Origin of the sequence: Paenibacillus marchantiae, assembly GCF_028771845.1 — a bacterium.
GTDB classification, from domain to species: domain Bacteria; phylum Bacillota; class Bacilli; order Paenibacillales; family Paenibacillaceae; genus Paenibacillus; species Paenibacillus marchantiae.
In genome coordinates this window covers 6,060,958-6,085,996 of sequence record NZ_CP118270.1, presented here as the reverse complement: position 1 = coordinate 6,085,996, position 25,039 = coordinate 6,060,958, and the positions used below count along the sequence as shown (strand labels likewise).

The 25,039-nt window shown below is 44.9% G+C and carries 22 protein-coding genes; 19 read left to right on the top strand and 3 right to left on the bottom strand.

Annotated elements, in window-relative coordinates:
* Window positions 1-41 precede the first annotated feature (41 nt).
* The 3 genes from PTQ21_RS27490 to PTQ21_RS27480 all read left to right on the top strand — a co-directional run bounded on the left by PTQ21_RS27490 (window position 42) and on the right by PTQ21_RS27480 (window position 2,042).
* Window positions 42-338, top strand: a complete 297-nt coding sequence (locus PTQ21_RS27490; RefSeq protein WP_053781242.1) for a YlaH-like family protein — start codon at window positions 42-44, stop codon at window positions 336-338.
* A 90-nt stretch (window positions 339-428) separates the two neighbouring features.
* Window positions 429-1,490 carry an LCP family protein gene (locus tag PTQ21_RS27485; protein WP_072734494.1) on the top strand — a complete coding sequence of 354 codons (1,062 nt, stop codon included), beginning with the start codon at window positions 429-431 and terminating at the stop codon, window positions 1,488-1,490.
* Between the two features lie 99 nt (window positions 1,491-1,589).
* Entirely contained in the window at window positions 1,590-2,042 is a 453-nt protein-coding gene (locus PTQ21_RS27480) for a pyridoxamine 5'-phosphate oxidase family protein (RefSeq protein ID WP_063567005.1), read from the top strand.
* Between the two features lie 7 nt (window positions 2,043-2,049).
* Here the strand turns inward: PTQ21_RS27480 and PTQ21_RS27475 are convergent, their stop codons facing one another.
* Entirely contained in the window at window positions 2,050-2,745 is a 696-nt protein-coding gene (locus tag PTQ21_RS27475; RefSeq protein ID WP_064636421.1) for a YhcN/YlaJ family sporulation lipoprotein, read from the bottom strand.
* Window positions 2,746-2,898: 153 nt separating this feature from the next.
* On the opposite strand from PTQ21_RS27475, the gene PTQ21_RS27470 reads away from it, so the two are divergent.
* Together PTQ21_RS27470 and PTQ21_RS27465 are read left to right on the top strand one after the other, a co-directional pair.
* Complete coding sequence (locus tag PTQ21_RS27470) at window positions 2,899-4,233, top strand: PhoH family protein (protein WP_024628438.1); 1,335 nt, start codon at window positions 2,899-2,901, stop codon at window positions 4,231-4,233.
* Window positions 4,234-4,454: 221 nt separating this feature from the next.
* Complete coding sequence (locus tag PTQ21_RS27465; RefSeq protein WP_274567829.1) at window positions 4,455-5,735, top strand: extracellular solute-binding protein; 1,281 nt, start codon at window positions 4,455-4,457, stop codon at window positions 5,733-5,735.
* On the opposite strand, the gene PTQ21_RS27460 is transcribed toward PTQ21_RS27465, so the two are convergent.
* Both PTQ21_RS27460 and PTQ21_RS27455 read right to left on the bottom strand, forming a co-directional pair.
* Window positions 5,727-6,806 (bottom strand): coiled-coil domain-containing protein, encoded by a 1,080-nt coding sequence (locus PTQ21_RS27460; RefSeq protein ID WP_072734492.1) that lies wholly within the window; start codon window positions 6,804-6,806, stop codon window positions 5,727-5,729. The two genes, PTQ21_RS27465 and PTQ21_RS27460, sit on opposite strands and share 9 nt — an antisense overlap.
* A gap of 181 nt (window positions 6,807-6,987) precedes the next feature.
* Window positions 6,988-7,224 carry a DUF2626 domain-containing protein gene (locus tag PTQ21_RS27455; RefSeq protein ID WP_053781237.1) on the bottom strand — a complete coding sequence of 79 codons (237 nt, stop codon included), beginning with the start codon at window positions 7,222-7,224 and terminating at the stop codon, window positions 6,988-6,990.
* A 316-nt stretch (window positions 7,225-7,540) separates the two neighbouring features.
* On the opposite strand from PTQ21_RS27455, the gene PTQ21_RS27450 reads away from it, so the two are divergent.
* The 14 genes from PTQ21_RS27450 (at window position 7,541) to PTQ21_RS27385 (ending at window position 25,018) form a co-directional block, all read left to right on the top strand.
* The gene (locus tag PTQ21_RS27450; RefSeq protein WP_063567002.1) at window positions 7,541-8,191 is read left to right on the top strand and encodes an RsfA family transcriptional regulator; all 651 of its coding nucleotides are present in this window, start codon (window positions 7,541-7,543) and stop codon (window positions 8,189-8,191) included.
* Between the two features lie 144 nt (window positions 8,192-8,335).
* The gene (locus PTQ21_RS27445; RefSeq protein WP_274567827.1) at window positions 8,336-9,298 is read left to right on the top strand and encodes a ketopantoate reductase family protein; all 963 of its coding nucleotides are present in this window, start codon (window positions 8,336-8,338) and stop codon (window positions 9,296-9,298) included.
* Entirely contained in the window at window positions 9,298-9,672 is a 375-nt protein-coding gene (locus PTQ21_RS27440; protein ID WP_063567000.1) for a DUF3397 domain-containing protein, read from the top strand. The genes PTQ21_RS27445 and PTQ21_RS27440 overlap by 1 nt, the downstream gene beginning before the upstream one ends.
* Window positions 9,673-9,823: 151 nt before the next feature.
* A complete protein-coding gene (locus PTQ21_RS27435; RefSeq protein WP_063566999.1) occupies window positions 9,824-11,521 on the top strand; it encodes a peptide ABC transporter substrate-binding protein in 1,698 nt (565 codons plus the stop codon).
* A 222-nt stretch (window positions 11,522-11,743) separates the two neighbouring features.
* A complete protein-coding gene (locus tag PTQ21_RS27430) occupies window positions 11,744-12,643 on the top strand; it encodes an ABC transporter permease (protein ID WP_420800385.1) in 900 nt (299 codons plus the stop codon).
* 47 nt (window positions 12,644-12,690) lie between these two features.
* Window positions 12,691-13,572: an ABC transporter permease gene (locus PTQ21_RS27425; RefSeq protein WP_371121656.1), complete on the top strand. Its 882-nt coding sequence runs from the start codon at window positions 12,691-12,693 to the stop codon at window positions 13,570-13,572.
* Window positions 13,573-13,589: 17 nt separating this feature from the next.
* Entirely contained in the window at window positions 13,590-15,353 is a 1,764-nt protein-coding gene (locus PTQ21_RS27420; protein ID WP_063566996.1) for an ABC transporter ATP-binding protein, read from the top strand.
* A gap of 155 nt (window positions 15,354-15,508) precedes the next feature.
* Window positions 15,509-17,140, top strand: coding sequence for a bacillithiol biosynthesis cysteine-adding enzyme BshC (gene bshC / locus PTQ21_RS27415; protein WP_072734489.1), 1,632 nt, complete (start codon window positions 15,509-15,511; stop codon window positions 17,138-17,140).
* A 45-nt stretch (window positions 17,141-17,185) separates the two neighbouring features.
* Window positions 17,186-18,451 carry an adenosylhomocysteinase gene (locus tag PTQ21_RS27410; RefSeq protein WP_274567826.1) on the top strand — a complete coding sequence of 422 codons (1,266 nt, stop codon included), beginning with the start codon at window positions 17,186-17,188 and terminating at the stop codon, window positions 18,449-18,451.
* Between the two features lie 275 nt (window positions 18,452-18,726).
* Window positions 18,727-19,164 (top strand): division/cell wall cluster transcriptional repressor MraZ, encoded by a 438-nt coding sequence (gene mraZ, locus PTQ21_RS27405; protein ID WP_017687291.1) that lies wholly within the window; start codon window positions 18,727-18,729, stop codon window positions 19,162-19,164.
* Between the two features lie 18 nt (window positions 19,165-19,182).
* Complete coding sequence (gene rsmH / locus PTQ21_RS27400) at window positions 19,183-20,133, top strand: 16S rRNA (cytosine(1402)-N(4))-methyltransferase RsmH (protein ID WP_063566992.1); 951 nt, start codon at window positions 19,183-19,185, stop codon at window positions 20,131-20,133.
* A gap of 26 nt (window positions 20,134-20,159) precedes the next feature.
* Window positions 20,160-20,588, top strand: coding sequence for a hypothetical protein (locus PTQ21_RS27395; protein WP_063566991.1), 429 nt, complete (start codon window positions 20,160-20,162; stop codon window positions 20,586-20,588).
* Between the two features lie 50 nt (window positions 20,589-20,638).
* Window positions 20,639-22,960: a penicillin-binding transpeptidase domain-containing protein gene (locus tag PTQ21_RS27390; protein WP_274567825.1), complete on the top strand. Its 2,322-nt coding sequence runs from the start codon at window positions 20,639-20,641 to the stop codon at window positions 22,958-22,960.
* Window positions 22,961-23,053: 93 nt separating this feature from the next.
* A complete protein-coding gene (locus PTQ21_RS27385) occupies window positions 23,054-25,018 on the top strand; it encodes a stage V sporulation protein D (protein WP_053781224.1) in 1,965 nt (654 codons plus the stop codon).
* The last annotated feature ends 21 nt before the right edge of the window (window positions 25,019-25,039 follow it).

Below are 25,039 nucleotides of genomic sequence, written 5' to 3'. Positions count from 1 at the left end.
TAACTTATATCTAGCATGAACACGAAAGGAGCTGGCTGTGCATGCAAGCATGGTTCGCATCAAACCCGATCGTAGCCTACATCGTCATCTTTGTATTGATTACTTACGTATATAACAAGGTGTTTCGGGTACGTCAGAAATTGCCACTTGGTAAGGAAATCGTTCTCTATATATTGATGGCGATGGGCACATTCATGCTTCTTGTGTTTCAAATCGACAAGTTGCCAATTATTCAATGTTTGCTGGTGGCTGTTGGTTTGATGCTGTTAGTGAGAGTTCGGTATTTTATTGAAGGTCGTCAAAAGAAAAAAGCGGAAGCTGCCGCTCGAAACTCATAAATTCTGTATAGTATAGACCATCCGTTTTCCTTAGGGAAAGCGGTTGTCTTATATATAGGCCAAAACAGATGTGATAAAGGTGTTGAAGATATGAACTCGAATTCGAACGGACTGCCTCCACGGAGACAGGCACCGACTCAATCCGGCGCTTCTGGATCGAAGAACGGCAAAGGTAAGCAACCAAAGAAGAAGAAAAAGATGCGAACCTTTGGCAGACTGATTTTAAGTTTATTGGTTATTGCAATTGTGGTAGGCTGCGGATATCTCTATTGGGTATACAATCAGGTAGCTGATACGGGCATTGACAAGCCAGTACCGGCTGGAATGTCAGCGAAAACCAAACCCATTACGATGTTGCTGCTAGGTACGGATAACCGTCCCGAAACAGGTACGTATCTATCGGATGTGGTTATGGTAGCTTCTCTGAATCCGGAGACCAAGACGGCAACCATTGTATCTTTACCTCGGGATACCCGTATTCAGTTGGATGGATATAAGGCGAATAAATTAAATTCCTATTATCCTAAATTTAAAGCCCAAGAAAAAACCTCTGGCAAAAATGCAGAGGATCAAATGAAAGAAATGATGGGCAAATATCTGAATGTGGATATCAATTATACGACAGTACTGAATTTTCAAGCATTCCGGGATGCGGTTAATGCTGTAGGTGGCGTGGATGTAACAGTGGATAAAAACATGTGTTACAAAGATACGGCCGATGGCACGGATATTAACCTGGTGGCTGGTGCACAGCATTTGGATGGCAAAGAAGCACTTGATTTTGTTCGTTACCGTAAATCGAATTGTAAGCCGAAGACAGATGAATCCAACGATTTTGACCGAAATAAACGTCAGAATCAAGTGTTGAATTCTATGTTGGATCAGTTGAAATCACTGGGAGGCGTAACGAAGATTGGTAAAGTGATAGGCGCTGTTGACGACAACATGACAACTGACGTGGAATCGGAGCAAATGAAGAACTTCATTTCAACCTATTGGAATATTTCCAAATCGGATGTGCACTACACACCTGTAACCGGAGAGTGGAGAAGTCCATATGTATATATCAACGAAACTGAATTGGCTAATGCTAAACAGGCGTTGCAGGATACACTTTCAGGTAAAGTAACAGCATCTCCGACAGCTGAGTAACATTGATTCTTTTGGGATTGGAAGCAAGTTTGATGGTATGCTATAATAACATCAACAACGAATCAAGAATTGCATAAAGAAGATTAGGGGGCTGGTTGGATGTCCGAAGCCGTCACACAATTGACTGAATCTCTTTTACAGCAATTCAAGAACGAAACCTTTGTGCTCTTGAGCACCGTGGACATTGAATCTGGAGGTCCGACATCAACAGCAATCTCCTGGATTTATGCGGAGAATGCTTCTACCCTTCGTGTGGCGATTGATCATCGTTCACGTCTCGTGAACAATATGATCGAGAATCCGGCTATTACGGTCACCATTTTTGGAGAAGAGATGGTGTATGCGGTAAACGGACGTGCTTCCGTACGACAAAATCCGTTACAGGATGTTCCGTTTAATATGTGCTGTTTCGACATTTCCATTGAAGCGGTAAGGAATGCCCTTTTTTATGGAGCCCAGCTATCTTCTGTGCCTCAATTTGTCAAAATATATGATCAGCGTGCTGCTGAGAAATTAGATGAGCAGGTTTTTACTGCAATGAAAAAAGCCTAGTGAGAGATCACTGGGCTTTTTGTTGTCTTTTGTCAGAAGAATGCAGCTGCTGCATTTGTTGTTCACGTTCAACATGTTCATCCGGATTTTGACGGACTTTGACATCTTTGGGTAGTTGGGGAATGATCCGGCCCACCATGTCTGCGAGTTCTGAAGCGAAACCGGATATTGGATGACCTTGACGAATATGTTCACCGATTTCCTTAATACGCTCGGTGACATCAGCATCTGCGGTAACAATTGAATCCACACCTTCCGGATCTTTGCGGAGGGCTTCGGCTACTGAGTATTTAATTGTACCTACTCGTGCACGTTCCAGTTCACCGTCAACATCAATGCCAACTACGGCTGTATTTCCAAGAATGACACAGTTGGCATCTTTGACACCTTCCACTTGCTTGGCAAGTGTTTTGAGGTGGGTGACCCTTTTTTCATTTGGCATCCGATCGGCCTTGGTGTTGTCCATGACGTTTTTTTCATGAACCTCACCTGTATTTTCGGTCAGATGGTCCACAGCTGAAGGGTGCAACCGATCTTCCTGAGTATTGAGCATGTGAGATCCTTTCCTTTGGTCTTGCTGAGTTGTAACATTTCCTCCGTAACCTTTGGCATGCTGACCTTGTTGCTGCGAGGCATTACGTGTAGAACTGTTGCAGCCTGTAAGTATAAAGATCAGAAGCAGCGTGCAAACCCAATATTTCATAAATGTTCATCCTTTCCTGGAGTTTTTCAGAATGGTTGACAATTATTTTGTCCTAGTCGAATACATTTATGTATGGGAGCATGATTGTCCATGTCGCTGCTGAAAGATCAAACTTATCCATGCCTTTAACGACGCCGCTTTGGAGGGGATTGAATGAAAAAGATTTTTGTATTGGATACGAACGTGCTTCTGCATGACCCCAATGCCATATTTGCCTTTGAGGAACATGAGGTAATCATTCCCGCGGTTGTACTGGAGGAGATCGACTCCAAAAAAAGAAATGCCGATGAAATTGGGCGTAATGCCCGTAATGTATCGAGACTTCTTGATGGGTTGCGTGAATTGGGACATCTGCACAGTGGCGTCCCTTTAGCTAATGGAGGCAATCTGAAAGTGGAACTGAATCATCGTAGTTTTGTGAAAGTACAGGAAATGTTTGGAGAAGTGTCTAACGATAATCGGATTTTGGCCGTCGCCCTGAATTATCAGATTGAGGAAAATGAGAAAGAGGTCGTTGAGCGACAGGTGGTTCTGGTCAGCAAGGATGTGCTTGTTCGTATCAAAGCGGATGTACTCGGTCTTTTCACACAGGATTACTTATCAGATCGCACGGCAGGTCTCAGTGAATTATATCCAGGCTACACTGCCCTCAAGGTTCATCCTTCGGTCATTGATGAGTTTTACACATATCGCTTTCTACCGATCAAACCATTACAGTTGTCTTATTCGCTTTACCCGAATGAATTTGTAATTCTCAAGGATGAGATGGGAACCAATAAATCGGCTTTGCTCAAAGTAAATACAGAAGGAACGAAGTTGGAACCACTGTTCCTGAGTAATGATAATGTATGGGGCATCAGTGCACGTAACGCGCAACAGCGTATGGCCCTAGAACTGCTCCTGAATGATGATATTCCACTTGTCACGATTACAGGAAAGGCGGGTACAGGGAAAACCTTGTTGGCGCTTGCTGCAGGTTTGCTTAAAGTGGAGGATGATCATAAGTACAAAAAATTATTGATCGCTCGTCCAGTTGTTCCGATGGGGAAAGATATCGGTTATCTCCCTGGTGAAAAAGAAGAAAAACTAAGACCATGGATGCAGCCGATTTATGATAACTTGGAATTTTTGTTTGATACCAAAAAAGCAGGCGACATTGATAAAATTTTGATGGGTCTTGGCAGTATTCAGGTTGAGGCACTCACTTATATTCGTGGTAGGTCTATACCAGGACAGTTTATCATTATCGATGAAGCGCAGAACCTGTCTCGACATGAAGTGAAGACCATTGTATCGAGGGTGGGCGAAGGCAGTAAAATTATTTTGATGGGTGACCCTGAGCAAATAGACCATCCTTATCTGGATTCAGCAAGTAATGGTCTGACGTATATTGTGGAGCGATTCAAGCAAGAGGGAATCAGCGGACACATTATGCTGGAAAAAGGAGAACGTTCCAAGTTGGCTCAGCTTGCAGCAGATTTATTGTAAGGTAACGGAAAGTTATTTCCCGGAAAATGTTTCTATTAAACCGGCTCTTCGAGCCGGTTTTTTTGCTGAAAAAATAAAAATCAGTTATTGCACAGAACTCGATATGCTCGAAGTATGCAAAATATCGGAAAACTGTTTTTTGGCAGGATAGGACAAGAGCACTACTTATTTGTTACAATGAGTGTTGCAGGAAAAAATTAGGGAGCAAGGAGGGAAAGTTAATGAAGCGTGGACACCAGGTTGTTTTGTTCGCAGTGCTGCTGCTTTCGTTAACGATTCTGTCTCCCAGCTTTGATTTTAGAGGTTCACAGCTTAATCAGGAACGAGATCAGGAAAAAGATGCATTTCCCAACACGTCATCTCGTAGCGAAGACCAACATGCCCCACTAGAGATTGTAGTCTCGATGTCTGAGATCGACTTTAAATCATTTAAAAAGATGGCTAATGAAGTAGCAACTTCTCAACATGTGGAAATCAGTCTTCGGAATTTGGAGCCGGATACATATAAGCGAGTGCTTGATAATAAATTTTCGGTAGGAGAAAGCGGAGATATCATTCTTCTGGATAGCGCGGAAGTTCAATATCATGCCAAAAAAGGACATCTGTATCCGTTGAATGGTACAACACTGTCCAAGTCTTTGGGAGAAACTGTGGTAGGCTTACGGGAAATGACAGAGTGGAATGGTTACCAATGGGGGATGCCGTTTGATTTTGACGCTTATGTACTTGCAGCTCGCTCTCCATTCCTGGACGAAGCCGGTTTGGCAGGTTTACCGAAAAATAAGGAACAGTGGAACAAACTTGTACAACAAGCAACGCAGGATGAAACGGATTTAATAAGCATAAATTTAAATGACCCTCACGCGGTAAGTGCGTGGTTGAATCAGTTTGATCCAGGCATGGCTCCCGACAAAATTAAGAAAGCGCAAACTTCTTCGCAAACGGAGGCGTACCAACAGATTATACAGTTGATAGATCAGATCCAGTCGCATATTAACGTCGAATCAATGAATCCGACGATCTCTTCTTCGGGTGAGCAGACGGGAGTTCCTATGGTAGTAACGTTGCTGTCTCGTTTGTTGAGTGGAGATCAAGGCGTGGCAGGCGAACAGGAATCATCGGAGAAGATAGCTCTCAGTGCGTTAGAACCGCTGAGATCAAGAAGTCTTGTTATCGCAGCTGGATCACTTGAGGCGGAAGAGGCCAGCCGCTGGATTGAAGGGATGACATCCTCTGCCGTGCAATCGGAGTGGTACCAACAGGCTAACTATTTACCAGCAAAGCAACAGGAACTAGATCTTGAGTCACAGAAACTAATAACGAAGTATAATACGACGGATGTAAAATCCTGGTTTCCAGCTGACTCTTCGCAGGCTGTTATGACGGAAAGTCCTATACTAACTTCTGCCTTTCAAAAGAAGATCCAACAACTTCTCGCGGGAGAGATCACGGCTAATCAGTACGTCAAAAGCATTATTGCCTTGCAAAGCTCGTCAAAATGAAATGGCGAGCTTGACTTCAAGTATGCCTTCGCTTGTGGATACCTCTGTGGCTTTGACAAACGACAGAATTTTCTGTGGGTAAAATCCGAGATCGAATTCTCGTTCCAGCATACGACGTGTGGTATCGGGCAGTTCTAACTGATTAAACACAAGTTTATCTACATGAAATCGAATTGAATTCTGAGGTTCATTCTCAACCGTATAATGGCCTTCAATGCTTAATTGCAACTGATCACGCTGCCCAGAAGCAGTGATTCGATCTTTGTCGAACTGAAAGGCGAAGTCTTCAAAGATCGGATTCTGTGATCGTAGAAACGTATTTAACTCATCTTGTCCAATTCGAATGGTGTACGATGTTCCGGTAGTGGAGATTCCTCCGTTTTGTTCCTGGATAAACTGTGGCAGGTTCTGCATAGCTGATGCCAATGCTTTAAAATATCGCTTGACCTCGTATATGCCGATGTTCTCCCAATAGATAGTCAACTCATCCATCAATTTCTGCATGGCTGCAGCATCCCCGCTGGCAGCTACTTTTCCGTCCACTTCTTTCTGCAAAGCTAGTACTCGTTCACGTTGATTTTGAAGATTGTTTTTGAGTTCAGACAGTTCTGCAGAGGTCTGATTAATCTGGGCGGACGTTTGCTGCATGGTGCGATATCGATCCTGATACTTGTCCAGTACAGCCTGATCCCTGCCAATAATAATCTGATAGTAATCGTATAGAATGAACAGGTCCTTAAAGGATCTTGCCCCCAGTACCGTCATCAAGAGACTATCACGCTCCCCGGTATAGTAGGATCTTACAACTGCACCCGCTCGGTCTTGCTGAGTATGTATCTGGTCTTCCTGTTCCTGAAGTTGCATGGATAACGTCTGACGCTGTTCGTCTAGCTGTTTTTGTTTGGCTGCAATACGTTCGATTTCATGATCGATTTCGACGATGGATAGGCTTTGTTGCAGTATTTCGCGTGTTTCCTCAGAGGAAGGTTCTCCATAGGCATAAGTCCAAGGTATCTGGATCAAAAATATAATACATACGATGAAGCCAGGAATGCCGTATCGACGTTTCACCTATCATTCTCCTTTCCATATCTACATATGATGCGAACAGGCTTATCTCTTCCAGACAATATATGAAATAGATACGTGAAATATCCGTAGTGGTTACATAACACAAAGAATAGTCATTTAATCTGAAAACGACAAAAAAGCAATCCGACATTAGCCGGATCGCTTTGATGCTGCAGGCGGATTAGAGCGGCAAATCCATTTGGAATACGGTCCAGTAGCTGAACCCTGTGAATGTCACGATCATATAACCCCAGAAGAGCAATATGTACGTACGTTCGGTAAATTTCAAATATCCCAAAATGACAAAAAACGCAGTCTGCAGGAAAAAAAGCAAAGCCATTTCGACCAGGTCTCCCGCAAAAGCCATCAGGCCAATCGCTAGCGTGAAGAACCCGAGTACCCGAAACATGCGCGCCACGGTAAGTCCTCCTCTCCTATGTACGATCATAGATTGTCTACACAACATTATACCGGGAAAGGAAAAAGGTGTAAACAAAATTGGATATGAAAGCGAATTCTTTTTTTTGGCCTAAAAGAGTTAAAGTATGGTTTGTTTTGCATATGTAACGTATGAGTACTCATAAATGTGGAAATACATTTTAGTATGAAATCAATTCTATGAACTCTATGAGAGGCATAAGAATGAATGAAGCAGCTTTTATACCTAATTCACATACCGGGAAATCGGTTATGGGGACGGTTATTTTAGGATGTTGTTAGGAGGGTATTATAGCATGACTGCAGTGAGACAGGATGCTTGGAGTACAGAGGACGATTTGATTTTGGCTGAGGTTACTTTGCGTCATATTCGGGAAGGAAGTACACAACTAGCTGCTTTTGAAGAGGTTGGCGAAAAAATAGGCAGAACTTCTGCCGCTTGCGGTTTTCGCTGGAACAGCTGTGTACGTAAGAAGTATGAGTCTGCTATTAGCAATGCTAAGGCTCAACGACAAAAACGGAGTTATCTCCGGAAACAACCGGCTTTGCTTGGACCACAAGTAGCAGCTTTGTCCACCCTGGATACAGAAGAAAATCTATACAAAGCGGATGGTATTTCGGAAGATTCTCTATCCATTGATGCAGTTATACGATTCTTGCGGCAATGGAAGGGAACTGTGCAGGAAAACGGTCGTCAGCTCAAGATGCTTGAGAAAGAGCTTCGTGAAAAAGAGGATGAACTTCATGAACTGCGTTGCGAGAATGATCGTCTGTCTAAGGAAGTGAATGAAGTACAGACTGATTATCGTGTTGTAAACGACGATTATAAAGCACTGATTCAGATTATGGATCGTGCTCGCAGACTCGCATTTCTGACAGAAGAAGAAGAGGAACTCAAAACGAGATTCAAAATGGATGCCAACGGGAATCTGGAACGAATTGAATAAAAGCAAATTGTATCTGATGATCAGCATTAGATCAGGACCCGTCACACCTCCGTTACATAACGGCGGGTATGATGGGTTTTTTGTTTGCTGTTTTTGTTCTATTATAGATAAAAGCAATTATTGGAGCAGAGGTAGGGATGCAGCATGATCATTGACGTCGTAGGATCAGGGTCACTGGGTCTTTTGTATGGAGGTAAGCTTCAGGACGCAGGCAACGAGGTTCGGTTTTGGACCAGAACGGCTGAACAGGCAAATAAACTGAGTATAGAAGGATTTAAGGTCATCGAACGGGAGAAAACCATCCAGATTACACCTGATCATATCCAGGTCAAGCCGATTACGGAGTTAACCCGAGTGTGGCAACACTCACCTGGAGATTGGCTACTATTAATGGTGAAACAGACAGCGATACTTGATGTTATACGTGAAATTGGTTCATTGAAGACGCAAGTGCTCAACATCGCATGTTTCCAAAATGGGGTTGGGCATCTGGATCATGTGCAATCCAATATGCCGCATTCTAATATATACAGCGTCATAACTACAGAAGGGGCGAAACGTCAGCAAGATGGAGTCATCCGTGCAGGTATAGGAGAGACCTGGTTGGGCAAAAGTGCAGATGTACGTATCTCACCTCTAACGCCAATGAATCAAAATGACCCCATTCGTTTACAGGGACTTTTGCAGCAGGCAGGATTTGGCTGTACAGTGTCGAATGAAATCGATAAGCTGATTTATAGGAAGTTGTTAATCAATGCTGTCATTAACCCTCTTACCGCGATATGGCGTATTCCTAACGGTGAGTTAATTACAAAGGAAGAGCGAATCGTGTTTATGCGTCAGCTGTACGATGAGGCATTGGCGGTATACAGAGCAAGCGGAATACTTCTTGATGTTGATGTGTGGGAACAAATCCTCTCCGTCTGTCGTTCCACAGCCTCAAATACATCTTCCATGCTGTCGGATGTTCTGCATGGACAACAAACGGAGGTGCAATCCATTAACGGGCAAATCGTAAGCATGGCGTGTCGGTGTGGCCTATCCGCTCCGATGCATGAAGTACTGCTTCATCTGATTGAAGGTATGCAACCGGAAGGAGTGAGTTAATGGGATTTTTTATTGTGCTGAGCATACTGCCGTTCTTTCCATTTTTTCTTGTGTATTGGATCATGTATGGATGGAAAAAAGATAAGCGTGTGGCGCTGCGCTCGGCAATGGATGTAACAACCTTATTCCTTATATTCTCTGTATCGGCGTTATTCAACTTAACATTTGATTCGAATTTTGGATTTTATTTAACACTAATACTCATACTAATAGCGCTTGGATTCATCGGAGGTGCACAAAATCGGCTCAAAGGTAAGGTCGATAGGGGTAGAATGTTCCGGGCCGTTTGGCGCATGGCTTTTGTCATAATGAGTTTTGGGTATGTTTTGTTTACTATATTTGGATTATTTAGATACTTCATGAAACAGATGTGAGGATACATAACGCAAAAGGGCTAAAAAATGTGTCGATTTTGTCGAAAACTGAAAAAAACATTACTTTCTGAAAAAGTAATGTAGATTTTTTTGACCGGTGGTTGTATAATCTATAAACATATACCACATCAATTTAGGGGGAAAGTGTTAGATGAAAAGGAAAAGTCTATTAGTCCTTTTGACGCTGATTTTGGCGTTCGGTACCGTACTTGCAGCGTGCGGATCGAAAAACGAAGGCACAGGTAACACCGATACTGGTTCTGCAACCGAAGGAAATGGTCTTGCTAAAGATCAAGTCCTGAAAATTAACCTGTCAGCTGAACCTCCTACGTTAGACCCGGCTCAAGCAAAAGACAGCCAAACCAACACTGTACTGAAATTCTTGTATGAAGGTCTTGTGCGTATCGACCCTGATGGCAAAGAAGCTCCAGGTGTTGCTAAAGACTGGACAATTTCCGAAGATGGTCTGAAATATGTTTTCAACCTGAACCCGGATGCTAAATGGAGCAACGGTGATGCAATCACTGCCGAAGACTTTGTACGTTCTTGGGAACGCGCTTTGAAACCGGAAACAGCTTCTCCATATGCTTACCAATTGTATTACATCAAAGGTGCTGAGGGTTACAACCTGAGCAAAGACGAAACATATAAAGGTACTAAAATCACAGACTTCTCTCAAGTAGGTGTTAAAGCTACTGATGAGCACACACTGGAAGTAACGTTGGAAAACCCAACACCTTACTTCTTGGGTCTGACAGCATTCTACACGTACTACCCAGTACACAAGTCTGCTGACACGAATGACAAATTCTTCACAGACTACAAAAACATGATCGTTAACGGACCATTCACAATGGATCAATACGCTAAAGGTCAAAAAATCGTCGTGAAGAAAAACGAAAGCTACCATGCAGCTTCTGACATCAAATTGTCTGAAATTAACATGTCCCTGACAAACAGCAGTGCTTCCGAACTGCAAGCTTATAAGTCTGGACAATTGGACTACACAGGCGCACCTAACGGTGAAATTCCTTCCGACCAAATTCCTTCTGTAAAAGCGGAATTGCCGGACGAGTTTAAAGCTACTGGTATTGCAAGTACTTACTACTACCAGTTCAACGTTAATGAAGCTCCATTTAACAACGTTAAAATCCGTAAGGCTTTTGCAATGTCAATCGAGCGTCAATTGATCGTTGACAAAGTAACACAAGGTGGACAAATTCCAGCTTTCGGCTTTGTACCTCCAGGTATCCGCGGTGAAAACGGCGAATTCCGTGATGAGCACAAAGATGACTACTTCACTGAGAACGTAGAAGAAGCTAAGAAATTGCTTGCTGAAGGTATGAAAGAAGAAGGCTACACAACATTGCCAGCAGTAACTTTGATCTACAATACTAGTGACGGTCACGCGAAAATCGCGCTTGCTGTTGCTGATATGTGGAAGAAAAACCTTGGTGTTGACGTGAAAACGGAAAACCAAGAGTGGGGCGTATTCCTTGAGAACCGTCAAAACCAAAACTTCCAAATCGCTCGTGCGGGCTGGTCTGCTGACTACAACGATCCGTACAACTTCTTGGAAATGTGGACTACTGGAAACACAAACAATGATTCCAAATTCAGCAACGAACAGTATGACAAAGATGTTAAAGAGACTGTAAAATCTGCAGATCCAGCTACTCGTATGGCTGCTTTTGCTGACGCTGAGAAAATCCTGATTCAAGATGAAATGGGCGTATTGCCGATTTATTACTACACTAACGTATCTTTGACTAAGCCTTACCTGAAAGGCATACAACTTGATTTCAGTGGAGCTATTGACTTCACTCGTGCATATCTGGAAGAGAAATAAGTTGTTCTGAAGTCTATATGATTACTTCGGGATATATATGTGGAATTCCATATATATCCCGATTTTTTTGTATGTGCACCGATTTTCCTTATAATTCTTGAAATTTCCGATAAATGGATTGGACATTATTCTTGTCTAATTCTACAATCGATTTGTATACAAAATATTGTTTGTGGAGGTGTGCAAGGGTTGGTTAAGTACGTGCTGAAAAAACTGCTATTTATGCTGCTATCGCTTTTCATACTCGCATCAGCAACCTTCTTCCTGATGAAGGCCATTCCGGGTGACCCTTTTACATCCGAGAAAAAAGTATCTCCTGAAATCCGGGCACTTTTGGAAGTGAAGTATGGTTTGGACAAACCGATGTATGAACAATACCTGAAGTATATGGGTGGAATCATCAAAGGTGATTTCGGGGTTTCTATGAAATACCTGAATCAAGATGTAACGGGTATGATCACTCAAACGTTTACAGCATCGCTGAAGCTAGGAATCTTTGCGATTATTATCTCAATTGTTGTGGGTGTCTTGTTGGGGCTTATTGCCGCAGTGTACCATCGCAAGTTGATTGATGATATTACGATGATTCTGGCTGTTATCGGGATTGCTGTTCCGAGTTTCTTGCTCGCATCCCTGGTGCAATATGTTTTTGCATTCAAACTCGGCTGGTTTAATGTTATGGGCTTCGATGGCCCGCTCGACTATGTGCTTCCGGTTGCCGCATTGTCAGCATCTCCAATTGCCTTTATCGCACGTTTGACGCGTTCAAGCATGTTGGAAGTGTTGCATGCAGACTACATCAAGACAGCCAAAGCCAAAGGTTTGAAATGGCCTGCTATCATGTTTAAACACGTTTTACGGAACGGTATTCTGCCAGTCGTTACTTACGTTGGTCCGATGACAGCAAATATTATCACAGGCTCCGTTGTTATTGAGCAAATCTTTAATATTGGTGGAATTGGTAAAGTATTTGTAGAGAGTATTACGAATCGTGATTACACGATGATCATGGGGATTACAATCTTCTATGGTATTCTCTTGATGCTTGCACGTTTCCTGACAGATATCGCTTACGTGTTGATTGATCCTAGAATTAAGCTAGAAAGCCGGAAGGGGGCATAACGTTGTCTGGCAAGAATAACAACAATAATGAAACGGCGAACACAGGCCTGGATAGTCAGGCAGCGTTGAAATCGCAAGAGAGTGTATCGCTATTCAAAGACGCTATGTACAGACTTGCAACCAACAAGGCCGCTATGATTAGTTTGGCTGTTCTAGTCCTTGTTGTCATTTTCTCTATGATTGGTCCAACTTCGTTGTTCTCAAGTTATAATTATTATTCCAATGATTTGTTGAATGCCAATGCTGCACCGAGTGCTGAACACTGGTTCGGAACAGATGAACTGGGTCGTGATGTATGGGTAAGAACCTGGGTAGGTGCACGTGTGTCTCTTACTGTAGGTTTGGCTGCTGCTTTGATTGACCTTGTCATCGGGGTAATTTATGGAGCCATTATGGGCTTCTACGGTGGACGTGTTGACGGCATCATGAACAAGTTCTCCGAGATCTTGTACTCCCTGCCATACATGCTCGTTGTTATCCTGTTGCTGGTTGTATTGGAGCCAAGTCTGACAACGATTATCATTGCACTTACCATTACAGGATGGATCAGTATGTCCTGGATTGTGCGTGGTGAGATTATGCAACTCAAAAACAGAGACTTTATCCTTGCTGCTCGTTCCATGGGCGCAAGCACTGGACGTCAACTCTTCCGTCATTTGTTGCCAAATGCTGTCGGACCAATACTCGTTACATTGACATTGTCCATCCCAAATGCCATCTTCGCAGAAGCATTTTTGAGCTTCCTCGGATTGGGTGTATCTGCACCTAAATCCTCTCTTGGATCTATGATCAATGATGCACTTACAGGCTGGACGCTGTATCCTTGGCGGATGTGGTTCCCTGCAGGTTTGATGGTTATGACAATGCTCGCATTTAACTTGCTTGGTGACGGCTTGCGCGACGCGCTTGATCCAAAATTACGTAAATAGAAATAGGAGGTGGGATTATGGAGCCGATTTTAACAGTCAAAGACCTGAGTGTGTCATTCACGACGCGTTCTGGTGAGTTTGATGCCGTTAAAAATGTGAGTTTTGAACTTGGCAAAGGAGAGACGCTGGGGATCGTAGGTGAATCCGGTAGTGGTAAGAGTGTTACTGCCCAAACCATCATGAAATTGATTCCCTCCCCGCCTTCGAAGGTCAAAAGCGGAGAAATTACTTTTCACGGGCAGGACCTGCTGAATAAGACAGATAAACAGATGGAAGCCATCCGTGGTAAAGATATCGGCATGATCTTCCAGGATCCAATGACTTCTTTGAATCCTACCATCAAAATTGGTAAGCAAATTACCGAGGTACTGCGCAAGCATCAGAATATGTCCAAAAAAGAAGCTGAAAAAAGCGCATTGGAAATGCTCGAACTTGTAGGCATCAAAAATGCGGAATCGCGTATGAACCATTATCCACACCAATTTTCCGGTGGTATGCGCCAGCGTGCTATGATTGCGATTGCCTTGGCATGTCGTCCATCCCTTCTGATTGCGGATGAGCCAACAACTGCACTCGACGTAACGATTCAAGCACAAATCTTGGATGTTATGAAAGACATGCAGCAAAAGCTTGGAACTTCGATCATGCTTATCACGCATGACCTTGGAGTAGTGGCAGGAATGTGTGATCGTGTTGTCGTTATGAAGGAAGGCGAAGTTGTTGAAACAGGAACAACTGCTGAAATCTTCAGTAATCCTCAACATCCATACACGATTAAATTGCTGAATGCTCTCCCTCGTCTGGACGAGCCTAAAAAAGAAAAGCCTACTCCAGTTGGTATTATCAAAGGTGCCAACAAGCCGCTGGTTCAAGTGAAGAACCTGAAACAATACTTCAACTTGGGCAAAGGCAACATTCTAAAAGCGGTTAATGATGTTAGCTTTGATATTTTTGAAGGCGAAACACTTGGAGTTGTAGGGGAGTCGGGCTGTGGTAAGTCCACAACTGGCCGTACAATTCTGCGCCTTTATGAGCCAACAGGCGGAAATGTTAACTTTAATGGAACGGACATCTACAAGCTGTCTCCGCGCAAGATGAAAGAAATGCGTAAAGATATGCAGATGATTTTCCAGGATCCTTATGCATCTTTGAACCCACGTTTCAACGTTATGGATATCATCGGTGAATCTCTTGATATTCATGGTCTGGCGTCAAGTCGGGCAGAGCGGAAGAGACGCGTTGAAGAATTGCTTGATCTTGTAGGTCTGAATCCTAGCCATGCACTCCGTTATCCACATGAATTCTCAGGTGGTCAAAGACAACGGATCGGGATTGCCCGTGCATTGGCTGTAGACCCTAAATTCATCATCTGTGATGAGCCATTGTCTGCATTGGACGTGTCCATTCAGGCTCAGGTCGTTAATTTGCTTGAAGAACTTCAGCAACGCCTCGGCTTGACATACCTGTTTATTGCACATGACTTGTCCATGGTTAAACATATCAGTGACCGTGTAGCTGTAATGTACATGGGTAAAGTGGTGGAGTTGGCAGAAAGTGAAGAACTTTATGCTAATCCAATTCACCCTTATACCAAAACATTGCTGTCCGCGATTCCTGTACCTGATCCGGAAGTAGAAGCGAGCAAACGTCGCATTTTGCTGCCGGAAGAACAAGCACTTAAGAATGGATCTGGTGGTCCTGCAAATGATCCATACAACCTGCAGAACGCTCAATTGATTGAGATATCCAAAGGTCACTGGGTAGCAGAACCTTACGTATAAAAAGTACAATTTTCATTTGGACTTATCCATGAATATCAAACCGCCGACTTTGTTCGGCGGTTTTTTATTTTTTGATGCACTTTCTTTTGACGAAGAGGGCTCTCATTCGGTACAATCAAGAAAGGCTCTTTGAAGCAGAATAGGAGGCAGACCTCATGAAAGGTATTACCGAGGCACTCCGCAGCGGAACGCGACTTGCAGAAGACTATGTCTGTTCAAGGGATGCTGCGCGTGGCCTTTACCAATATGACATTCGCTGGGAATCGGGGCTTCATACGCGTGCCGAGTGGCTAGACCAATCGGAGAACACACGTATTCCTCGTCAACATCTGGCAGAGTATCTACGTATATATAATAAACGGGTGAACGATCATGGTGCAGTCCATGAATCCATCACACGTCTCGCGGAACAAGAAGCGTTGGTTGTTACGGGAGGACAGCAAAGCGGCCTGCTTACTGGTCCGTTGTTTGTAATTTATAAAGCAGCAAGTGTAGTTGCAGCTGCGCGGGAAGCGGAGAACAGGCTACAACGGCCGGTCGTTCCCGTTTTTTGGATTGCAGGCGAAGACCATGACTGGGATGAAGTGAACCACACATACTTGCCTGACGCCAACGGTGACATGACGAAGATCAAGTTACAAGGGCGGTTTGCAGGCAGGGATTCTGTGAGTTATGTCCATGTGGAAACAGAACAATGGATGACCGTGCTGAAGCAGGTGGAGCATCTGTTACCGGATACGGTGCACAAACCTGGTTTGATGAAGCTGGTTACGGAAATTCATCAGTCGAGTTCGAATCTGAGTGATGCGTTTGCTCGGTTAATCTCAGCATTGTTTGGCAGCAGTGGACTTATTCTGATGGATGCTGCAGATCCAGACTTGCGCAGGCTTGAGCAGCCTGTATTTGAGCGTTTGATTCGTGAAAATGGGACATTACGCCAAGCATATGCACAAGGTGCCTCCGCATTGGAACAAGCCGGATATGCCATGCCAGCTGAAGTTGCGGAAGATGGGGCCAATCTGTTTTACATACATGAAGGGGCACGGTTGCTTCTGATGTTGAAAGACGGCTTGTACAGCGACCGTAAAGGTCTGGTTTCATTTACAGAAGATCGACTGCTTCAGGAACTGGCTGAACATCCCGAGCGGTTTAGCAACAATGTATTGACCCGGCCATTGATGCAAGATTCCATTTTACCTGTAGCGGCTGTTATCTTAGGTCAAGGTGAGATCGCGTACTGGGGATTGACACGTGAAGCGTTTGGACGCTTTGGGCTGCAGATGCCTATCTTGCTTCCACGTCTGTCCTTTACCATTTTGGAAGATGTTCATCACAAGCATATGAAGCAGTACGGTCTTTCTTTCCAGGACGTTCAATATCATATGGAAGATAAGAAGGAACAATGGCTGGCACAGCAGGAGACCTTCCAGGTCGATGAACAATTCGAGCGCGTTCAGCAAGCATTTGCCGATCTATATCGTCCATTACTTGATCAGATCACAGAGATCCATCCTGGTCTGGACCGAATTGGAGATACCAATGTAGGTAAGATCAGCGAACAGATGCAATATCTGCAACAGCAGACCCACAAAGCCATCAAAGATAAACACAATGTGAGTCTAAGACACTGGAACGGGATGCAAAACTCACTCTTTCCCATGAACAAACCACAGGAACGAGTACATAACGTACTCTTTTACCTGAACCGTTATGGAACCGAGTGGATCGGACAACTGATTGAAAGTCAGAACGAGTTCCGTGGACAACACCAAGTGATCACATTGTAGTGACCTTTTATAATAGAAGGAATAGATAATCGAGGAGGATGAGGAATGACTACCCCTGCATTGCAAAACAGTATCGTTAAGGATATGGGACTCGCTTCGGAAGGTCATCTGAAAATTGATTGGGTAGAAGCACATATGCCGGTGTTAAACCGCATTCGTCGCCAATTTGAACAGGATCTTCCGTTTAAAGGTTTGAAAGTAGCCATTTGCCTTCACCTTGAGGCCAAAACAGCTTACCTGGCGAAAGTCATTCAAGCTGGTGGTGCAGAAGTGACGATTACACACAGCAATCCATTGTCAACACAGGACGATGTTTGTGCTGCTCTGGTGGAAGACGGCGTTACTGTGTATGCCAAATATAATCCGGACCCTGTTGAGTTCAAAGAACTGCAACTTCGTGCACTTGAAGTGAAACCTGATCTGATCATTGATGACGGTGGAGACTTTGCCACTATCATTGCATCTGAACGTCCTGACCTAGCTGCCACCATTCGTGGTGGAGCAGAGGAAACGACAACGGGCATCATTCGTTTGAAAGCTTTGGCGAAAGAAGGACAATTGCGTTTCCCAATGGTTGCAGTCAATGACGCTTATTGCAAATACTTGTTTGATAACCGTTACGGTACAGGTCAGTCTGCATTCGATGGTATCATCCGTACAACTAATTTGGTCGTTGCAGGAAAAAACGTAGTTGTAGTGGGTTATGGATGGTGTGGTAAAGGTGTAGCGATGCGTGCCAAAGGGCTCGGAGCAAATGTCATCGTAACTGAAATTGATCCTATTAAAGCCGTAGAAGCACATATGGACGGATTCCGTGTCATGACGATGGTAGAAGCTGCAAAATTGGGTGATTTCTTCATCGCTGTTACCGGCAATAAAGATGTGATTACTGGAGAGCATTACGATGTGATGAAGGATGGAGCAATTCTTAGCAATGCGGGTCACTTTGACGTGGAAGTAAACAAACCTGAACTTGCTAAACGTTCCGATTCGATTCGTACCGTACGCCGCAACATTGAAGAATATCGCTTCAAAGATGGCCGTAAGATGTATTTGCTGGCTGAAGGACGCCTCGTAAACCTGGGTGCAGCCGATGGACACCCTGCTGAGATTATGGATACAACGTTTGCATTGCAAGCGCTGGGTCTGCGTTATGTGAGCGAGAACTATGCGGAACTGGGTAAAACCGTTGTTAATGTACCTTATGACATTGACCAACAGGTTGCCAGTTACAAACTAGAAAGCTTGAATATTGCCATCGACTCTTTGTCCGCCGAGCAGGAAAAATATCTGGACAGCTGGAAATTCTAAGAGGCATCCATTAATTACAAGCTGATTAAGTGCTTCAAAGGGTTTAAAATGGTTTATTAATGATATGGCTCATATGCGGGTGTACGTGCGATTGCCCGTAAACGGGAAACGTCTTTGATCCTGAGTGACAGGATCAAAGACGTTTTTTTGCGGTTGGAAATTAAAAAAAAGTAAAGCCCGTAAGAAGGGTTTTGATTTTTTTGTGCGAATCTATTATGCTTAGGTGGTGGAAAGTGGGGCAAAGTGGGAGAAACGGGTGAGGAGTGAGTGGGCCAATGTTTATGGGGGAGTTCCAACATAGCATTGATGACAAGGGTCGGGTTATTATTCCGGCTAAATTCCGCGAATCTCTGGGACCGTCTTTCGTTGTCACACGGGGTTTGGACCAGTGTCTTTTCGTGTACCCCATGGAGGAGTGGGGGGTCATGGAACAGAAGCTCAAAGCACTGCCGTTGATGAAATCCGATGCACGTGCGTTTACCCGGTTTTTTTTCTCGGGTGCCACCGAATGTGAATTGGACAAACAGGGCAGGGTAAATTTGCCGGGCAATCTTAGAGAGTATGCCAAGCTGGACAAGGATTGCGTTGTTCTTGGCGTGTCGAACCGGGTGGAGATTTGGAGCAAAGGCATATGGGAGAGTTATTTCAATCAATCCGAAGAAGCATTCAACGACATTGCCGAAAAGCTGGTCGATTTTAATTTTGATCTATAAAGTCAGGAGGGGTGCAGGTTGTTTCACCACATAACCGTACTCAAAGAAGAGGCAACAGAGGGATTAAACATCAAGCAGGACGGTATATACGTGGACTGCACTTTAGGCGGTGGCGGACATAGCTCCGTGATTGCATCCAAGCTCGGTCCAGGGGGACGTCTGATCGCACTGGATCAGGATGATTGGGCTTTGGATAACGCGCGTGAAAAATTGGCTCCATATGGAGAGCGGATTACATTGGTGAAAACCAATTTCCGTGATCTCGAACAGGTACTGAAAGAACTGGATGTACCGATGAAAGATGGCGTGCCACAGGTAGATGGCATTTTGTACGATTTGGGGGTATCATCGCCGCAATTCGACGAAGGAGAACGTGGATTTAGCTACAATCACGATGCTCCGTTGGATATGCGTATGGATCAGGACGCATCCCTTACCGCCAAAGAGATTGTTAACGAATGGCCGGAAGAGGAGATTGCCCGCATTTTGTATCGCTATGGTGAAGAGAAATTCTCTAGACGAATTGCGCGTGTCATTATTGAAAAGAGGAAGCAATCCACTATTGAGACTACTGGCGAACTGGTGGAATTGATCAAAGAAGGGATTCCGGCGGCGGCTCGTCGTACCGGAGGACATCCTGCAAAACGCAGCTTCCAGGCATTGCGAATTGCGGTTAATGATGAGCTGGGCGCGTTCGAAGAAGCGTTACATCAGGCCGTTCGGTGCTTGGCACCGGGCGGACGTGTATCTGTTATTACTTTTCACTCACTTGAGGACCGAATTTGCAAACAGATTTTTAGCAGTTATCTGGAGAAATGTACATGCCCTCCCGATTTTCCGTTGTGTGTTTGCGGCGGTAAGGGTACCATGCGTTTAGTGAACAGAAAGCCGCTGATTCCAACGGAAACGGAACTGGCCGAAAACTCCCGTGCTCGTTCAGCGAAGCTGCGCGTAGCCGAGAAACTGTAAATCAAGAGCGGAGGAGGAGCCTTTGTATGGCATATACACGTGGTAATCTGGCAGTGAAAGAAAAAGCGTCCCAAGAACGTGTGGCCCAGCAACGGTACAAGGAAACTACCAAAGTGGTGACCCGTCGTACCGGTCTTCCGGCACGCGAGAAATTTTTGTATCTGATTACTCTGGTTGCAGTCATTGTTGTGGGTGGTGTAATGATGTCACGTTACGCTCACATCTATGATCTGAATAAGCAGGCACAGACGACGTTGTCTGATGTGAGAGACGCAGAGAAAACGATTGCAGATCTGCAAGTGGAGAAAGAAAAACTGAACAATCTGGTCATCGAGAATGCTCGCAAACTTGGTTATGTTGAGGCTTCCGGTAAGGATGTCATTTTTGTACCTCGCTCAACAAGTGCAACGAACTCGACAGGTACTGAATCGTCCTCGGATACAGCAAATAAGTAGAACATTTTGTATCAATCCATACAAAGTGCTGAAGCAAAAGAGGTGTACCGATGGTAAAAAGAATAAAGATGCGCACGCTGCTTATAGGGGGATGTATTACCCTCTTTTTTCTTGTATTAATAACCCGCATATTCTTTATTCAGGTTGTTAATGGCGGTATTTGGCAGGAGCGAGCAGCTGGTTTGGTCGAACGTGAACAAACCATCAAGGCCAGTCGCGGGACAATCACAGACCGCAATGGTAACATCCTGGCCACAGATGCACCTGCTTACACGGTATCTGTAAACCCGGAGATGATTAATAAACTTGGGATTGAAGATGTGGTTATTAACAAATTATCTAGTTTATTGGGTAAAAGCGAGAGTGAAATGCGCGCACTTGTAACAGCCAAAAAGAAAGATGGGACATTCTTTCAACAACGTGAAGTGCGCAGTGAAGGGTATAAAATTAGCCCTGAACTCGCTGCTAAAGTAGACGAATTTCGCGAAAAACTTCAGGATGACTACAAGGCTAAAAACGCGATTGTCATGACACAGGAGTCGAAGCGATTTTATCCAGAAGAAACGCTCGCCTCTCATCTGCTGGGATACATGAGCCGTGATGGCAAAGCGGTTAACGGACTTGAGGTCTCGTATGATGAACAGCTTACAGGTACAGATGGTTATCTGAACTATCAGAAGGATGCCAAAGGGTACAAGCTGCCTGATTCCCAGGACAACTACCTTCCACCGCAGAATGGAAGTAACTTGAAACTGACGATTGATGATACAATTCAGTACTACATCGAAGATGCAATGAAAGAAGCGGTAGCCCAGTACAATCCACTGAGCATGACTGTCATTGCAGCAGATCCTAACACGATGGAAATCTTAGGAATGGCCAATTGGCCGACCTTTAATCCTAATACGTATGCGGAAACGCCGGATCAGAAGAATTTTATCAATCATGCGATACAATCCATCTATGAACCAGGGTCTACTTTTAAAATTGTTACTCTGGCGGGTGCGGTTGAAGAGAAGCTGTTTGATCCGAATGCTACGTTTGAATCCAAGCGAGTCTATATCGGTGGCTACCCAATCAGTGATAACGGTCACGCCTATGGCCGGATTTCCTACTTGGAAGGTGTCAAACGTTCAAGTAACATTGCGTTCGTTAATCTGGGCTATAACATGCTTGGCGGTGAACGTTTGCGTCATTACATAGACCAATTCGGTTTTGGTAAAAAGACGGGCATTGATCTGCCGAGTGAATCGGCTTCACCAATCAAGCCGCTGGTTTATAAATCGGAAATTGCCACAGCAGCATATGGTCATGGTCTCGTACAGGTAACGCCAATCCAGCAGGTAGCGGCCATTTCGGCCATTGCCAACGGCGGCAAACTTATGGAACCGCATCTGGTAAAGGAAATTATTAACCCGAATGACGGTACATCAGAAGTAATCAAGCCGAAGGTCGTTCGTCAGGTCATTTCCAAGGAATCTTCCAAACTGGTGAGTGGGTATCTGGAACAGGTTGTAGCCGACCAAACGATTGGTACAGGGCGCAATGCTTATATCGAAGGATACCGTGTGGCTGGTAAAACGGGTACGGCAAGAAAAGTTGTGAATGGGACATACAGTAAATCCAAAGACGTCGTTTCGTTTATCGGATTTGCACCTGTAAATAATCCCAAAATCGCGATGTTAATTGTGATTGACCAGCCTGACGGTGCCAATATTGGCGGCGGTACTGCAGCTGCTCCGGTATTCAAGAAGATTGTGAGCCAGACCCTTCAATACATGGGAGTTCCCAAAGATACAGTAAAGACCACTGACAAAAAGTCAAAAACAACGCCGGTCGTTCAAGCTAAAGCTCCTGATCTGTCAGGTAAGACAGCCAAACAGGCTAGAAGCCAACTTTTGAACGCAGGAATTGCCTATGAGACGCTTGGTCAGGGTGAAAATGTCATTCGCCAGTATCCTGTGGCGGGTGCAGCCATGAATCCTGGCCAACGAATCTACCTTTTGACCGAAGAGAGCAGCAAAATGAAGATCCCTGATCTGACTGGCGAATCTCTACGAGATGCACTTGAAGTGCTCTCCCTCATGAAAGTGGGCGTAACCGTTAAAGGTGAAGGATATGTGGTGAAGCAAACGGAGCAGGTGGCAGGCGAACAGAGAACGGTTGAGCTTGTGCTGCAGACGGCCAAAGCGGCAGTTACCGGTATAGCAGATGAAGCTCCTGAGTCTTCTGATCCAGCATTAGGGGACGAGACTAACAATCAGGGAGCAGCTGATGGAACGGGGAACACCGAAGAAACGGGCAAAACGGATCCACCTTCAAATGAGACAAAATCGTCTGGTAACACTTCGGACGGGGCTTCGCTTCCATAGAGATCACAGACAGCTTGTTCTAACCCCCGGTTGTCCTGAATATTCATGAATTGAACACAATCATGATTTTGGGACGAGTGGGGGGATCTTTTCGTGAAGGGGTCAAGCGTAAATCTGCGGCGTAGGTTGTTATGGAGTTTAGTGATTTTAGTTCTGTTATTCTCAGCCTTGGTAATCAGGCTTGCTTATGTACAGTTAGGGAAAGGACCGGAACTCTCTGCGAAAGCGGAAGAGTCTTGGCGGCGGAATATTCCTTATTCAGCCAAACGGGGAGAGATCCTGGATCGAAATGGAACCTCTCTCGCCTACAATATAACCACACCAACCATTATGGCGATTCCTGCCCAGGTCAAGGAAGCGGAGACAACAGCAAGAGCACTGGCTCCTTTGCTGGGGATGACCGAAGAGAAAGTGCTGGCAACCATCAAGAAAAGAGAACTAATTGTACGACTACAACCCGGTGGCCGCAAAATTACGATGGAGAAAGCTCAGCACATCCGTGATTTGAAGCTTCCGGGTATCGTTGTTGCTGAGGATAATAAACGCTTTTATCCTTATGATGATCTGGCGGCTCATATTCTTGGTTTTACGGGTATTGATAATCAGGGCTTAACGGGTGTAGAGAAAAAGTATGATGATAAGCTGAACGGTTTGAATGGCAGTGTGTCCTACTTGTCCGATGCGGCCGGAAGGCTTATGCCGGGCTCATCTGAGAAGTATGTGGAACCAAAGGATGGTCTGAACCTGAAGCTGACTATTGATAAATCGATTCAGTCCATCATGGAACGCGAGCTGGATCAGGCTATGGTCAAGTTCCAGGCCAACTCGGCGCTTGCTATTGCCATGAACCCTAAGACGGGTGAAATCCTTGGCATGGCCAGTAGACCCGGATACGAACCAGCCGATTATCAGCAATATCCGGCCGATGTATACAACCGGAATTTACCGATCTGGATGACGTACGAACCGGGTTCAACGTTTAAAATTATTACGCTCGCAGCAGCACTTGAAGAGAAAAAAGTAAATCTGACGCAGGATCAGTTCTATGATCCCGGATTTGTTGAAGTTGGAGGCGCTCGCCTGCGTTGCTGGAAAAAGGGCGGCCATGGAAGTCAGACCTTCCTCCAAGTCGTGGAGAACTCCTGCAACCCTGGATTTGTTGCACTGGGTCAGAGGCTGGGCAAAGAATCATTATTCTCCTATATTAAAGACTTCGGTTTTGGCACCAAAACAGGCATAGATCTGAGTGGTGAGGCCAGCGGGATTCTGTTCAAACTGTCACGGGTCGGTCCTGTGGAGCTTGCGACCACTGCTTTTGGTCAGGGGGTATCCGTTACGCCGATTCAGCAAGTAGCGGCTGTGTCAGCAGCTATTAATGGTGGTAAACTATACAAGCCATATGTTACAAAGGCTTGGGTTCATCCCGAAACGGGTGAAGTGATGGAAGAGGCCAAGCCGGAACTGGTTCGTCAAGTCATCTCGGAAGATACGTCCAAGCAAGTACGTGAAGCACTTGAGAGTGTCGTCGCCAAGGGTACGGGACGTCCGGCGTTTATTGATGGATACCGGGTTGGCGGAAAAACGGGTACGGCCCAGAAGGTAATCAATGGACGTTACTCCTCTACCGAGCATATTGTATCCTTTATCGGTTTTGCTCCAGCGGATGATCCGCAGATTGTTGTGTATACTGCGGTGGATAACCCGAAAGGGATTCAGTTCGGCGGCGTGGTTGCCGCACCGATCGTACAGAACATTCTGGAGGATGCGCTGCATTATATGAATGTTCCGGTTCGAAAGGATCAGGTAGCCAAAGAATACAAGTATGGAGAAACCAAAATCGTGACGGTTCCCGATCTGACAGGAGCTACGGTCGAAGACCTGTATGAGGATCTGAATATGAACTTTATGCTGGCCAAATCCGGCAGTGGGAAATATGTCATTAACCAGGCTCCAAAACCAGGAGCACGGGTTGATCAGGGTTCTACTATACGCATCTATATGGGTGATGTTCTGAATGATATTCATGATCATACCAAGGAGGAAGGACAAGAGCCCTGATGGGGCTCTTGATCCCCACCG